Source organism: Janthinobacterium sp. GW822-FHT07H11 (genome assembly GCF_058798615.1).
The window spans coordinates 1,664,462-1,677,587 of the sequence record NZ_CM179507.1; the positions used below are offsets into that span (position 1 = coordinate 1,664,462).

General features: G+C 63.9%; 14 protein-coding genes. 5 read left to right on the forward strand and 9 right to left on the reverse strand.

The features are described 5' to 3' along the window. The first annotated feature begins 78 nt into the window (after positions 1–78). Together AC3RCJ_RS07340 and AC3RCJ_RS07345 are read left to right on the forward strand one after the other, a co-directional pair. On the forward strand, positions 79–1,590 hold the full coding sequence (locus AC3RCJ_RS07340) for a dipeptidase (RefSeq protein WP_492960375.1): 1,512 nt from the start codon (positions 79–81) through the stop codon (positions 1,588–1,590). Positions 1,591–1,781: 191 nt separating this feature from the next. Next, positions 1,782–2,897, forward strand: a complete 1,116-nt coding sequence (locus tag AC3RCJ_RS07345; protein ID WP_492960377.1) for a M24 family metallopeptidase — start codon at positions 1,782–1,784, stop codon at positions 2,895–2,897. 419 nt (positions 2,898–3,316) lie between these two features. Here AC3RCJ_RS07345 and AC3RCJ_RS07350 read toward each other — a convergent pair whose 3' ends face one another. After that, positions 3,317–3,796: a hypothetical protein gene (locus AC3RCJ_RS07350; RefSeq protein ID WP_492960379.1), complete on the reverse strand. Its 480-nt coding sequence runs from the start codon at positions 3,794–3,796 to the stop codon at positions 3,317–3,319. Positions 3,797–4,035: 239 nt separating this feature from the next. Between AC3RCJ_RS07350 and AC3RCJ_RS07355 the strand changes: the two genes are divergently transcribed. Further along, a complete protein-coding gene (locus AC3RCJ_RS07355) occupies positions 4,036–4,332 on the forward strand; it encodes a hypothetical protein (protein WP_492960381.1) in 297 nt (98 codons plus the stop codon). Positions 4,333–4,358: 26 nt separating this feature from the next. Here AC3RCJ_RS07355 and AC3RCJ_RS07360 read toward each other — a convergent pair whose 3' ends face one another. The 5 genes from AC3RCJ_RS07360 to AC3RCJ_RS07380 all read right to left on the reverse strand — a co-directional run bounded on the left by AC3RCJ_RS07360 (position 4,359) and on the right by AC3RCJ_RS07380 (position 8,141). Beyond that, positions 4,359–4,772 (reverse strand): VanZ family protein, encoded by a 414-nt coding sequence (locus tag AC3RCJ_RS07360; protein WP_492960491.1) that lies wholly within the window; start codon positions 4,770–4,772, stop codon positions 4,359–4,361. A 560-nt stretch (positions 4,773–5,332) separates the two neighbouring features. Continuing rightward, on the reverse strand, positions 5,333–6,097 hold the full coding sequence (locus AC3RCJ_RS07365) for an SDR family NAD(P)-dependent oxidoreductase (RefSeq protein WP_492960383.1): 765 nt from the start codon (positions 6,095–6,097) through the stop codon (positions 5,333–5,335). Positions 6,098–6,167: 70 nt separating this feature from the next. Further along, positions 6,168–6,689: a TPM domain-containing protein gene (locus AC3RCJ_RS07370; protein WP_492960385.1), complete on the reverse strand. Its 522-nt coding sequence runs from the start codon at positions 6,687–6,689 to the stop codon at positions 6,168–6,170. After that, a complete protein-coding gene (locus tag AC3RCJ_RS07375; protein ID WP_492960387.1) occupies positions 6,689–7,525 on the reverse strand; it encodes a TPM domain-containing protein in 837 nt (278 codons plus the stop codon). The genes AC3RCJ_RS07370 and AC3RCJ_RS07375 overlap by 1 nt, the downstream gene beginning before the upstream one ends. A gap of 1 nt (position 7,526) precedes the next feature. Further along, on the reverse strand, positions 7,527–8,141 hold the full coding sequence (locus tag AC3RCJ_RS07380) for a LemA family protein (RefSeq protein ID WP_492960389.1): 615 nt from the start codon (positions 8,139–8,141) through the stop codon (positions 7,527–7,529). A gap of 157 nt (positions 8,142–8,298) precedes the next feature. Between AC3RCJ_RS07380 and pyrF the strand changes: the two genes are divergently transcribed. Next, on the forward strand, positions 8,299–9,123 hold the full coding sequence (gene pyrF / locus AC3RCJ_RS07385) for an orotidine-5'-phosphate decarboxylase (RefSeq protein ID WP_492960391.1): 825 nt from the start codon (positions 8,299–8,301) through the stop codon (positions 9,121–9,123). 109 nt (positions 9,124–9,232) lie between these two features. On the opposite strand, the gene sbcB is transcribed toward pyrF, so the two are convergent. After that, positions 9,233–10,675, reverse strand: a complete 1,443-nt coding sequence (gene sbcB, locus AC3RCJ_RS07390; protein ID WP_492960393.1) for an exodeoxyribonuclease I — start codon at positions 10,673–10,675, stop codon at positions 9,233–9,235. A 156-nt stretch (positions 10,676–10,831) separates the two neighbouring features. Here sbcB and AC3RCJ_RS07395 point away from each other — a divergent pair, with 156 nt between their 5' ends. Further along, positions 10,832–11,446 carry a DUF5610 domain-containing protein gene (locus tag AC3RCJ_RS07395; RefSeq protein ID WP_492960395.1) on the forward strand — a complete coding sequence of 205 codons (615 nt, stop codon included), beginning with the start codon at positions 10,832–10,834 and terminating at the stop codon, positions 11,444–11,446. A 32-nt stretch (positions 11,447–11,478) separates the two neighbouring features. On the opposite strand, the gene AC3RCJ_RS07400 is transcribed toward AC3RCJ_RS07395, so the two are convergent. Beyond that, complete coding sequence (locus AC3RCJ_RS07400) at positions 11,479–12,444, reverse strand: GGDEF domain-containing protein (RefSeq protein WP_492960493.1); 966 nt, start codon at positions 12,442–12,444, stop codon at positions 11,479–11,481. 253 nt (positions 12,445–12,697) lie between these two features. Further along, complete coding sequence (locus AC3RCJ_RS07405) at positions 12,698–13,075, reverse strand: HPF/RaiA family ribosome-associated protein (RefSeq protein ID WP_034781728.1); 378 nt, start codon at positions 13,073–13,075, stop codon at positions 12,698–12,700. Positions 13,076–13,126 lie beyond the last annotated feature (51 nt).

Sequence of the window (13,126 nt, forward strand, 5' to 3'; positions counted from 1 at the left end):
ATCGGTAAAAAACTCATGTTGATTGGAAAGCGGGCAGGGCAATGCTAGAGTGGACTTCCCTATTTCATGTGCCGCCCCATGTTCAAGAAACTTGCCCGCCTGTCCCTGCTCAGCTTATTGATCCCCGCCGCTTTCTCCGTTCACGCCGCGTCCGTCAGCCCGCAGGCGCAGGACACGGCCCGCTACGCGCTGGCCACCTATCCCGAAGCGCTGATCGCCAGCCTGGCGCAGATGGTCAGTTTCAACACGGTGGCCGACCCGGCCGTGCCGTTTGCCGACAATCCCCAGCACACGGGTTTTAAACGCTACCTGGCGGCCGAGGCGCAGCGCCTCGGTTTCGATTTCCACGATCACGGCCACGTGGTGATCATCGGCATGGGCAAGGGCAGCGAGCGCGTGGGCGTGATCACGCACGGCGACGTGCAGCCCGTCAATCCCGCCAAGTGGGCCCGCTCGCCGTTCGAGCTGGACCGCAGCAGCGAACCGGGAAAACTGCTGGGGCGGGGCACGGAAGACGACAAGGGCCCGATCGCCACGGCCCTGTATGCGATGAAAGCCATCCAGGACCAGCAGTTGCCGTTGAGCAAGCGCATCGAGCTCTATGTCTACATGGCCGAGGAATCGGACTGGGAACCGTTGAAGCAGTTCCTCAAGACGCACACGCCGCCGCAGGTGAACATCACCCTCGATGCGGAATACCCGGTGGTGACGGCCGAGAAGGGCTATGGTTCCATCAAGCTGACCTTGCCGCCGCGCACGGCCTTGCCGGCCAGCGGCGGCCCCGTGCTCAAGAGCCTGAAGGGCGGCTTTTTCGCCAGCCAGATCCCGGAAGACGCCACGGCCGTCATTGAGCATGCGCCGGCCGCGCTGGAAGCGGCCATCCGCACCCGCGCGCAGCGGCAACAGGGCATGCGCTACAGCTACGCGCGCGATGGCGGTACCTTGACGGTGTCGGCGCTGGGCGTGTCGGCCCACTCGTCGAAGCCGGAAGACGGCGTCAACGCCATCGGCATGCTGGCCGACGCCCTGGCCGTGCAGCCGTGGCGGGGCACGCAAGCGGCAGACATGTTGTCATTCCTGAATGAACTGGTGGGTACCGGCATTTACGGCGAGCGCTTCGGCCAGATCGCCTACCGCGACGGTTTCATGGGGCCGATGACGGTGGCGCTAACCGTGCTCAAGCAGCAACGCGGCGAACTGGAACTCAATATCAATGTGCGCCGTCCGCAAGGCAAGACGGCGGCCGTGCTGCGCCAGCAGGTGACGGCCGCCTTCGATGGCTGGAAGGCGCGGCGCCAGGTGCCGGCCGCGCTGCAGGTGCAGATCGGCGAGCCGTGGCTGCAGACGGACGCGCCGCAGATTCCCACTTTGTTATCCGTTTTCGAGCACTACACGGGCATGGCGCAGCCGCAACCGGTCGCCATCGGCGGCGGCACCAATTCGCGCCTGTTCCCGAACGCCGTCAGCTTCGGCCCGGCCATGCCGCACACGGTGTACACGGGGCATTCCGAGCATGAGTTCATCACGGAAAAACAGCTGCTGCTGAACTTGCAGATGTACACGGCCGTGCTGATCGAACTGGCGCAATAAGGCTTGAAAAAGTAAACGGAAGTCATAGACTGCAACCCTGGGACAGCGCCGGGCGCCGAACTTTTCTTGCGCGCACGAGTCTTATGTCTCCATGTATGGGAGGGGGCAGTTATGCATAGCAAGCAAGGAGCCTGGCGGGCGGCAGGCAAGGCGGGACTGTGGTCGAGCCTGCTTCATGGCGGGGAGTGGCCATGAACTGGCCGCTGGAATTGGAAGTTGCGCACAAGCTGGCGCAAATGCGTGGCTGGCTGGAAGACCAGCATGCGGGCGCCGTGCGCCTGCGCGGCGTGGACTGGTTTGCCTGGGCCACGGCAGGGGCGTCGAACAGCCATTGCCATGCGGCCGAGAGCGGATGTGCGGAGGTACTGGTCACGCGCGATGCGGCGTATGTATTGACCGATGAGGCCGAGGCGCTCCGCCTGCGTGAAGAGGAAGTGCGCGGGCCGTGGACGTGGCAGGTGACGCCATGGATGCAGCCGCAGCAGTATGAATTGCGCGAGCATTTCGTGCAGCACGCGGCCGGTGGCGCGCCCATCCTGTCCGACCGGCCTGGCTTGCTCGAGCGCAGCCTGCCCGTCGCCTTGCGCGAAGAGCGGCTGGTCTTGCTGGAGTCGGAACAGCAGCGCTATCGCCAGGTGGGGCAGCTGGCGGCCAGCGCTGCCGCCGACGCCATGCGCCTTGCCCGGCCGGACTGGAGCGAACTGGAGCTGGCCGCTGCCTGCGTGCGCGCACTGTGGCTGCGCGGCTTGCAGCCCGTGCACGTGCTGGTGGCCGGCCTCGATCGCCAGCTGCGGTATCGCCGGGCGCCGCCAGCCCAGGCGGTTCTGGGAGGCCAGGTCGTGCTGGCGCTGTGCGCGCGGCGCTTCGGGCTGTGCGCCAGCTTGAGCCGTCAACGCTGCTTCAGCCCCGCGCCACGCGTGGGCAACAGGATGGGGGAAGCCGATGCCGCCATGCTGGCGCTGGAAGCGGTGGCGCTCGATGTGTGCGAGGCAGGCCATGCGCTGAGCATGGTGTATCACGCGCTCGACAGTGCTTATGCCTATGCGGGCCAGCCCGATACCGTGCGCACGTGCCGGCAAGGTGGCATCCATGGCTACCTGGCGCCCGAAGTGACGGCCGGCGCGCACACGGAAATCATCCTCAGGCGGGGCATGGCGCTGGCATTCCACCCCAGCTTGCCCGGCAGCATGGTGGAAGACACTTTCCTGCTGGACGGCAATCAATTGCACAATCTGACCCATGACCCGGCCTGGCCCTCGGCCGTGGTGCAGGGGCGCAGGCGCCCGCTGACCCTGGCACTGGATTAGCGTGGATTAGCGTGGATTAGCACAGTAGCCATCCCATCTGAGCGCAGTAGCCATCCCATCCGCCCCTCTGGCGAGGCCCCAAAGGCCAGGCACGGCATGCGACGCGCCAGCGGCGGCTCCGGACCACTGCCTCCAGCCACTGCGGACACTGCGCTCGCTACCTCCGTGGGGAGCTCCGTGCCATGTCCGCAGGCCGGCCCGGCCAGCATGACGCGGGCGTTGCCATGGCCCTTGGCGTGCGGCCGTCACTGCGTCACTGCGTCACTGCGGTACGCCGCGAACCAGGCCGGGTGGACCAGGCTGGCCCGCCGCACCGGGCATGGCGGCATGGTGCGCAGCACGACCGCCTGGCACGCGGTCCGGAGAGTCTCGGACCGGCGCCCGCCGTCACTGCCGCCGGCCGACGCCAGTAGTTGCCATCAATACTTCTGCATCACGCCTTTCTGCACGCTGACCCGGTCGCCGATCTGGAACGCGGGCTGGCTGTTCTGGACGAAGGTGCGCGTCGTGCCATCATCCAGGCGCAAGGTCACGCGGTAGATGACATTCGCCGAAGTGCTGCCCGCCGTGCCCGAGGTGCCCGCCTGCATGTCGCCCGTGCCTTGATCCATGCTGCGCGGTACGGCCTCTATCGATTGCACGGTGGCCGAGCTGATGTTCAGGCTGGCCTGGCCTGTGTCGCTGCTCATGGTGCTGCTCATGTTGCTACTCATGTTGGCATTCGTCTCGCTGCTGGCCGCGGTACTGGCCGGCATGGCGCTTTGCGGCGTGGTGCCCGCAGGCGCGGCATAGTTTTCACCGCTACTGCTGCGGGCCAGGCTGTTGCTGTCCGTGGAGTGGCAGGCGGCGAGCAATGCACACATCAGGCCCGCCAACAGCAGGGTTTTTTTTGAGTTCATCTTGGTCTCCTCATGGTCGAACACTAGGGGCAAACGATAGGGGCAAGCGCGGGGGGGACTGCGCACCGGCATGCGGCAACTACTGCATGTAAGAGCACGGCGGGCAGAGGATGTTCGCCGCCTGTCATGGCCCATTGAGCTATATCAAGCAGCTCAATTCTTGTGCTTGGTATAAGTAGATGCTTGCAGAAAACATTCCGTGCGCTCGCACGTTTCCTCACTGTTAAACAGGAGAAAAAATGTCATCAGGCCCTACCGAAAAAGTGATCGACGAATTGGTGTGCGCCGTCTTTGGCAGTACGCACGATGCGCGCGCGCGCCATGTGCTGGGCCAGGCCTTGCATGGCCTGGTGCGGCTGGCACGATCGGAGCAGTTGCTGGAGATGCAGCGCGATGCGGCGCGCGCCATGGGGGCCGGCAGCCGGCGCGAGATGCGCGCGCTGTTGCGGCGCATGGGCATGCGCGGCGGCCGCGAGGCGCCGGGACAGGGCCAGTTGCCGCTGGAGTTGCTTGGCAGCGAAAACGACCGGGCTTGACCGCCGTTGCGCCGCCGGCTGCGCGTCTATTGCGCCGTTCTGCCCAGGGCGGCGGCGGTCATCCTGGGCCAGAGGAAATACAAGGGCAGCACCACCGCCACGGCGGCCGTGATGTCGACCAGCCAGTCGCTCACGGCGCCATGGCGGTAGGGCAGGAAACTCTGGATGCCTTCATCGAGCGCGCCCATCGCCGCCACCATCAGCAGCGACAGCAGTGCGCGGCGGGCCATGCCGCCGCGTGTGCCGCTGAACAGGATCAAGGTCAGCACGCCGTAGCCAAACGAGTGCAGCACCCCTCCCGATGCATACTGGCCGACATCGGCGCGCACGCCGGGTATGTCGCCGATCAATATCACCAGCAGGTACAGCAGCAGTGCCGTGCGGTAGCGCAGGCGTTCGTATCGTTCGGAGAAGCACAGTTGGAGCAGGGCGGCGGGCATGGTCGGCAAGATCGTATCAAAGTAGGCAAAGAGGCAACCATAACATGTTGCGCACCGGGCGCACATGTTACTGCGCAATACGGATGGCCGGGACAAAAAAAGGCCCGCTGGAGAGCGGGCCAAAAACCCAAAAGGGTTCAAGAGTGATGCAATCTGCCTGTGTCGTGGCCACGCCGGGCCTTCGCCGCGCAGCGGGCCACGCCACAGTGCTGAAACGGAGTGGTGCGCCGGATGCGGCACACCGGTCTGTAGTCACGCATATCGGTTGCGTGTACTGCAGATGAAGCAAGTATAGGGGGCGAACATGACCGGCCTATGACACGGCGCAACATATTTGGGCGCAGCGTGAAAAACCGGTGCAATCACGGCGGGCATGGCCGGAACAGGAGGCGCGCCCAGGCGCAGGATAAAAAAAAGCCCGCTGGTGAAAGCGGGCTTAAAACTATTTTCTTGGAGGAGAATAGTGGAGACAGGTGCATTATGCTGCGTCGCACGATATGTGTCTAATGGTATTTTCAGATATCTATTATTGATTTTTGATATAACTCGAATGCGGCCGGCTATTCTTTCACGGGCACCGTGTAGTTGAGCGCCATGCGCCCGCCATCGACATAGATGGTCTGGCCCGTCATGTAGCTGGCGTCGTCGCTGGCCAGGAAGGCGGCGATGCCGGCCACTTCTTCCGGTTCGCCGCAGCGGCCCAGCGGCGTGCGCGACAAAATCGTGTGGCGCGCCTGCGGGCTCGACAACACCGCCTGCCTGGCCAGTTCCGTCAGGATGGTGCCAGGGCCGATGCCGTTGACGCGCACGCCGTGTGGCGCCAGGTTCAGGGCCATGACCTTGGTCAGCTGGTTGATGGCGCCTTTCGATACCACGTAGGGCACCTGGTTCGGAATGGCCAGCTCCGCATTCACGCTGGACATATTGATGATGCAGCCGCTGCCGCGCTTGACCATCTCGCGCGCCACGGCCTGGCCGCACAGGAACATCGATTTCAGGTTGATGCGCATGACGCGGTCGAAATCGTCTTCGCACACGTCGAGGAAATCGGCCGCGTGCGTCACGCCCGCATTGTTGACGAGGATATCGATATGGCCGAAGCGGGCCAGGGTTTCCTTCAGCATGGCGTCGACGTCCGCCTTCTGGCTGACGTCGGCGCAAAAGAAGTGCGCCTGCGGGCCGAGGGCGGCGGCCGCCTGCGCGCCTTCTTCCTTGATGTCGACCAGCATCACTTGCGCGCCCTCGGCGATCAGGCGGCTGGCGCAGGCCAGGCCGATGCCTTGCGTGGCGCCCGTGACGATGGCGGTTTTATCGGTCAGTCTCATGTTTTCTCCTCGGCGGGTGGGGGCGCCGCCATGCTGCGGGGCCATGGCGGATTTTAATCCCTGAACGCCATCAGAGGAGGATCGGTTCGTTTGGCAACTGGTTGCCGCGCGTGCCATCGGCCGGGAAGTGGCTTTGCAGCAAATCGTTCAGTTGCGCCAGGGCCTGCAAGGTGCTGTCATGGAAATTGCCGTCGGCAAAACCCGCCGTCATGGTGCGGCACACGGCTTGCCATTGCGCCGGCGTGACGCGCCGCCCCGCATTGCGGTCGGCCACGATATCGACCTGGTGCTCGGCCAGATTGATATAGATCAGCACGCCCACGTTGTCTTCCGTATCCCATACGCCATACTGGGCGAACAGTTCGCGCGCCCGCTCGCGGTTGCTCACGCCTTGATAGGCCATGCCCGGCGTCAGGGCCGCCTCGACGATCAGGCGCACTTCCGCCTGGTGTTTCTTTTCGCCGTCGGCAATCGCCGTTTCGATGGCTTTCAGTGTGCGTTCCGGAAACGCCTGGCGCGCCGTCGCCGGCGTGCCCCGCAAATGTTTCAGGGCGCGTCCGCAGCGTTGTCCGAATGTCAGTTGTTTCGTCATTACCAATCTCCCGAGGCGCCGCCGCCGTCAAAACCGCCGCCGCCGCCACCGAAACCACCGCCGCCACCGCCACCGCCAAATCCGCCGCCGCCGCCGAAGCCTCCTCCGCCACCGCGGTTGTTGAGTGCCTGGCTGAGGATGCTGCCCAGCACGACGCCCGTGGCGCCGCTGGACCAGTTGCTGCCGCGCTGCAGGCGCGTGGGGCCGCCGCGCGAGCGGAACAGGGTCAGCACGACGAGAAAGCCGAAGAACAGCAGCGGCAGCCAGAAGCTCAGGCCGCCCGCTTCCACGGTGGCCGGCGCTTTCTGCTGTGCGGGAGCGGGGAACTGCTCCTGGTTCAGCAAGGTGGCAATCGCCCCCACGCCAGCCACCAGGCCGCCGTAATAGTCGTTTTGCTTGAAATGCGGGGCGATCACGTCCTGCAGGATGCGTTTCGACTGCGCATCCGTCAGCACGCCCTGCACGCCGCGGCCCGCCTCGATGCGCAGGCGGCGCAACGCCGAGGGATTGTCCTTCGCCACCATCAGCAGCACGCCGTCGTCGACGCCCTTGCGGCCCAGCTTCCAGGCATCCGTCACGCGGATGCTGTATTGCTCGATGGCTTCCGGTTCCGTGCTCTTGACCAGCAGCACGGCGATCTGGCTGCCCGTCCTGGCTTCATAGTCGGCCAGCACGGCTTCCAGCGACGCTTTCTGCTTGGCATCGAGCATGGCGGCGTTGTCCGTCACGCGCGCGGCCAGCGGCGGCACGGGCTGCAAGCCCTGCGCGCCGGCCGGCGGCATCGTCCACAGCAGCAGGGCCGTCGCCAGCGCCGCGAGGTAGGACCAGGCTTTCATCTTATTTGCCGAAGTTGACGGTCGGCGCGGTCGAGATGGCTTTTTCGTTTTCCACCGTGAACGAGGGCTTGACCTTGTAGCCGAAGACCATGGCCGTCAGGTTGTTCGGGAAGCTGCGCGCATGCACGTTGTAATCCTGCACGGCGGCAATGTAGCGCTGGCGCGCCACGGTGATGCGGTTTTCCGTGCCTTCGAGCTGCGACTGCAGGTCGCGGAAGCTGGTGTCGGCCTTCAGGTCAGGATATTTCTCGGACACCACCATCAGGCGCGACAGGGCCGACGACAGCTGCCCCTGCACTTGCTGGAACTTTTCAAACGCGGCCGGGTCGTTCAGCACCTCGGGCGTGATCTGGAAACTGGTGGCGGCGGCGCGCGCCTTGGTTACCGCTTCCAGCGTTTCCTTTTCATGCGTCGCATAGCCCTTGACGGTGTTCACCAGGTTGGGGATCAGGTCGGCGCGGCGCTGGTACTGGTTGACCACTTCGCCCCAGGCGGCCTTGGTGGCTTCGTCCTTGCTCTGGAAATCGTTGTAGCCGCAGCCCGTCAGGATGCCGGCCAGGACGGTGACGCTCAGGGCCAGGCGCAGCCATTTGGTGAATTGATTGGTGATTTGCATGATGGGTTCCGTGCAGAGTAAAAGGGATGAGGCAAATATACCTGAAACGGCCCGCCATGTCGGTTTAATAAGCGCGGGCGGCTATCCGTGGCCGCCTTGCCGTGCCCGCGCCGCGTTACAATACGGGGTTTGCAACTGAATATAGAGAAGGTGTGCCGTGAATTTCATCAATAAATTATCCGCCGCATGGACGGCCAATAATTCCCTGCTGTGCGTGGGACTGGACCCCGACCTGGCGAAACTGCCGGCCGAACTGCGCGACTTGCCTGATGGAATCACCACCTTTTGCACGCGCATCATCGACGCCACGGCCGACCTGGCCTGCGCCTTCAAGCCGCAGATCGCCTACTTTGCCGCGCTGGGCGCGGAACAGCAGCTGGAAGACATTTGCCGCTACGTGCGCGAAAACTATCCGCACATCCCGCTGATCCTCGACGCGAAGCGGGGCGACATCGGCGCCACGGCCACGCAATACGCGCGCGAAGCGTTCGAGCGCTACGGCGCCGACGCCGTCACCGTCAATCCGTACATGGGCGAGGATTCGCTCGACCCCTACCTGGCGTGGGCGGACCGCGGCGTGATCATCCTGTGCCGCACCTCGAACCCGGGCGGCTCGGACCTGCAATTCCTGAATACGGACGGCGAACCGCTGTACCAGCGCGTGGCGCGCCTGGTGGCCGGGAAATGGAACAAGAACGGCCAGTGCGCGCTCGTCGTCGGCGCCACCTTCCCTGAAGAACTGGCGCAGGTGCGCGCCATCGTCGGCGACATGCCGCTGCTGGTGCCAGGCATCGGCGCCCAGGGCGGAGATATTGCCGCCACCGTCGGCGCGGGCCAGACGGCGAACGGCATGGGCATGATGATCAGCTCCTCGCGCGCCATCATCTACGCCACGCCGCAGGACGGCGAAGACTGGGCCGACGCGGCGCGCCGCGTGGCCATCGAGACGCGCGATGCGATCAATCAGCACCGTGCAGCGTAGGTCGGATTAGCGGCGACGCCGCGTAATCCGACAACACCAGTAACGTCAACAATGTTGTCGGATTACGCGGGGCCTTGCCCCGCTAATCCGACCTACCCAGCCTGGTCCTTCAGTCGCGCATGGGCGCCACCATCTCCGCATAATCGTAGAGTTCGCCAAGAATCTCTTCCCCCCGCTCATCGACCGATTCCGACAGCACGTCGATTTCCGTAAACAGCATTTCGATGGTGCGGGCGCCGCCGTCGCCGTCGAACAATCGGGCGGCGCGGTGCTGTTCCCAGCGCAGGCTTTCCGCTTCGCTCAGGGTTTGCGGGAAATTGCGGGCGCGGTAGCGGAACAGCAGTTCCTGCAGGCGCTCGTCGGCAAATGAGGGGCGGGCCGTGGCCAGCCTGGCCGGCGTGTCGCGGCGCAGCGATTCGAGCAGGCGGCGGTCGTCGTTGCTGACGAAACCATTGTACAAATCCTCATCCACGTCCAGCGCGGTGCTCGCGCCCGGGCGCTGGAACACTTCGGCCCAGATGGCGTCCATGTTCGGCGCCGCGGCCGCCAGCTGCGCGTTGGCGCGCGCCGCCTCCACGTCGATGCCCCACTGCGCTGCCATGGCCGGCGACAGGGTCTTTAAATTGCCCACCAGCATGGGTGACTTGTTCAAATGCACGCTTTTCACGGGCAGGCGCGTCATGCCTTCAGGCATGGCGTCGTTGCGCGTAAACAGGCGCGTGCGGATGGTGTCGGCGTCCAGGGTGAACAGTTCGCGCGGGTCGTAGGCGCAATCCCAGACGAGGATTTCATTTTTATTGCTCGGGTGGCTGGCCAGCGGCCAGACGATGCCCAGGCAACCGCGTTCAGCCGGGAACATGCCCGATACGTGCAGGAAGGGCTGGCGCTCGCTGGCGGCCAGGTGCATGCCCATCTCGCTGGCGACCCTGTCCTTCTTGTGCAGGGCCAGGCAAAACTCGAACAGTTTCGGCTGTTTCTGTTTGATCAGGCGGGCCAGGGCGATGGTGGCGCGCACGTCGGACAGCGCATCGTGCGCCGCTTCGTGCACCAGGCCATTGGCCTTGCTCAGGTGTTCCAGTTTAAAGCTGGTCTGGCCATCGTCGCGCTTCGGCCATTGCATGCCTTCCGGGCGCAGCGCGTGCGTCATGCGCACCACGTCGAGGATGTCCCAGCGGCCGCAATGGTTTTTCCATTCGCGCGCGTACGGATCGATCAGGTTGCGCCAGAACAGGAAACGCGTGACTTCATCGTCGAAACGGATGGTGTTGTAGCCCACGCCGATGGTGCCCGGTTCCGAAAAGGCCGCTTCGATGGTGGCGGCGAACTGGTGCTCGGGCACGCCCAGCTGCAAACACTGCTGCGGCGTGATGCCCGTGATCAGGCACGATTGCGGGTCTGGCAGGAAATCATTGGCAGGCTGGCAATACAGCATGATGGGTTCGCCGATCTCGTTGAGTTCGGCATCGGTGCGGATGGCGGCGAACTGGGCCGGTCGGTCGCGGCGCGGCTGGGCGCCAAAGGTTTCGTAATCGTGCCAGAGAAAAGTTGTCATTGATGATAGGTGCTTAATGTTCGTGTAGTGGCTGTCCGGCCTGCTTAAAAAGTCGCCGCTTCAGTTTTCAGAATACCTGCCGATACTCTAGGGGAGGATCGGCGTTGCTGCGATTCTCGCATGGTGTCATACATTGCCCGTTCAAGGAGGCCTATCGTGTCAATTCCCATCGCCGCTGGCGGCAATTCCGCCCCTTCCGTGAGCTCCGTCAGTAGCGGCGCCGCCAATAGTGTTGCCAACAAGGACGACAAGGTCCAGCAGGGCGGCGCTGCCCAGATGAGCGTCAACGACAAATCGCGGCTGCAACTGAACGCGGCCATCCTGCAGGCATCGCTGAATGTCTCGCTCAGTTCACAGAACGATCCGCTGGCGCTGGTCTACAAATCGGCCATCACCGGCATCAACGAGGCGCTGCAGGCGGACTTTGGCGACAATGCCGTGCAAAACGCGGCCGCGCAGGACAATAGCGCGGAAGCGACGGCGAGCCGCATTGTATCGCTGTCGACGGGGTTTTTTGAAGCCTTCAAGCAGCAAAATCCCGGCATGGACAATGATGCCGCGCTGGAAAAATTCATGAGCACCATCAGTGGCGGCATGGAAAAGGGATTTACGGAAGCGCGCGACATCTTGAAAGGCTTGAATGTGCTGCAGGGCGATATCGCCGGCAATATCGACAAGACCTATGCGCTGGTGCAGAAGGGCTATGCCGATTTCGTGGCGGCCCACAGCAGCAAGCCGGCCGAGGCGCCAGCCGATGGCAAGGCGGCCTGAAACCGGCGCCTGGCAGGGCAGTCAGGCATTCCTCAGGTACTGACCCGGTTGCGGCCGGCTGCCTTGGCGCGGTACAGGGCGGCATCGGCGGCGGCGATCAAGCCGTGCTCATCCTGTCCGGGCGCCAGGCTGGCCACGCCGAAGGAACCCGTGATGTGCGGCAGCGCGCTGCGCATGTCGTTGAAGATGACGGCTTGCTGCATGCGTTCGCACAGCCGTTCGGCCACCAGCATGGCCACTTTTTCGCTCGTGTCGGGCAAAATCACCATCATTTCCTCGCCGCCATAGCGCACCGCAAAGTCCGTGGGCCGCAGGGCCGCGCCCAGCACCTGCGCCGCGACGCGCAAGGCCTGGTCGCCGGCCTGGTGGCCGTGCGTATCGTTGAAGCGCTTGAAGTGGTCGAGATCGATCATCACCAGCGACAGCGGCGCGCTGCCGCCATGCGCCGTGACGATCATGTTCGGCAGCAGATCGGTCAGCCAGGCGCGGTTGTACAAGCCCGTCAGGCTGTCGACCATCGACAGCTGGCGGTAGAATTCGCCCAGTTTCTGGCGCCGGCGCAGCAGGGCATTCGCGGCGCGGATGCGGAAGGACAGCAAGCGCAGCAGGTTGCGCGCCAGGCCGTTGGACTGGTCGATCAATTCCCACACGAGGGCGGCATCGATCACCAGCAAGTCGGTTTCTTCGAGGGCGGAAATGGCGGCCAGGTTGCTCGCTTCGTCGAGCACCGATTGCTCGCCCACGCTTTCGCCGGGCAAGACCTTGCTGACGGTACCGTCATCCATGCCCGTGTGGGTGTCGGCGGCCACGGCCAGCGAACCGCGCAGCACGATGTACAGGCTGGCGCCGCGCGTGTCGGCAATGGCTTCGCCCGCTTCCAGGCGCATGACGGGACAGGGCGCCAGCATGGCTGCCGTCCGGCTGTCCGCAGCATCGCTAAATAGCTGTAAATCGCCGATGTTGCAGCCTGAAGCACCGAAGTTGCCGATCTGTTCCACAGTCATACTTTCAAAAATCCGGCGCGCGCAAGCAGCGGGCCAGTATCTTCATGATAGCGTAAAGCGGTCTTGACTGTAACGGCAAAGGCTTGCCGGAGGTCACTTTCTGTGAGAAATACGACAATTATTTCGTTGTCGCGTCAATAAGATTGAATGCTTGTCGCTTTGCCTGCATCGGGTGCGGCAGAAAAGCCGGCCCAGAAATGCAAAGGCAGCCTTGATCGGCTGCCAGTGTCTCTGGAAAACGGGTGGATTACTCGGCGGTTTCTTCCGCTTCGGCCGTATCGATCACGGCATTCTTGCCGGTGGCGTGGCGCTTGCTGTCCTGCAGGCGGCCCAGGGCGCTATCGATGGCGCGTTTCAGCTTGTCGGTGGCGCCGGCAACGGATTGATGCACGGTGGCGTTCTGTTCGGTCACGGCAATCGGTTGATAGCCAGCAACGCGTGCTTCCATGACGCAGCGGATATCGTCGGCGCCGCCTTTCGGGCCATTCGTGTCGCTGATGTGGACTTCGATGCGGGTCAGGTTGTCGCGGAAGCGGTTCAGTGCGCTTTCAAGTACGGATTGCACATGTTCGTTCAGTCCAGCGGTGTTGGCGATGGTGCTGTCGGTATGAATATTGATTTGCATATGCTTACTCCTGTCAATTCAAAAAAAACCCATCACAGGTGCCGCTCGCGG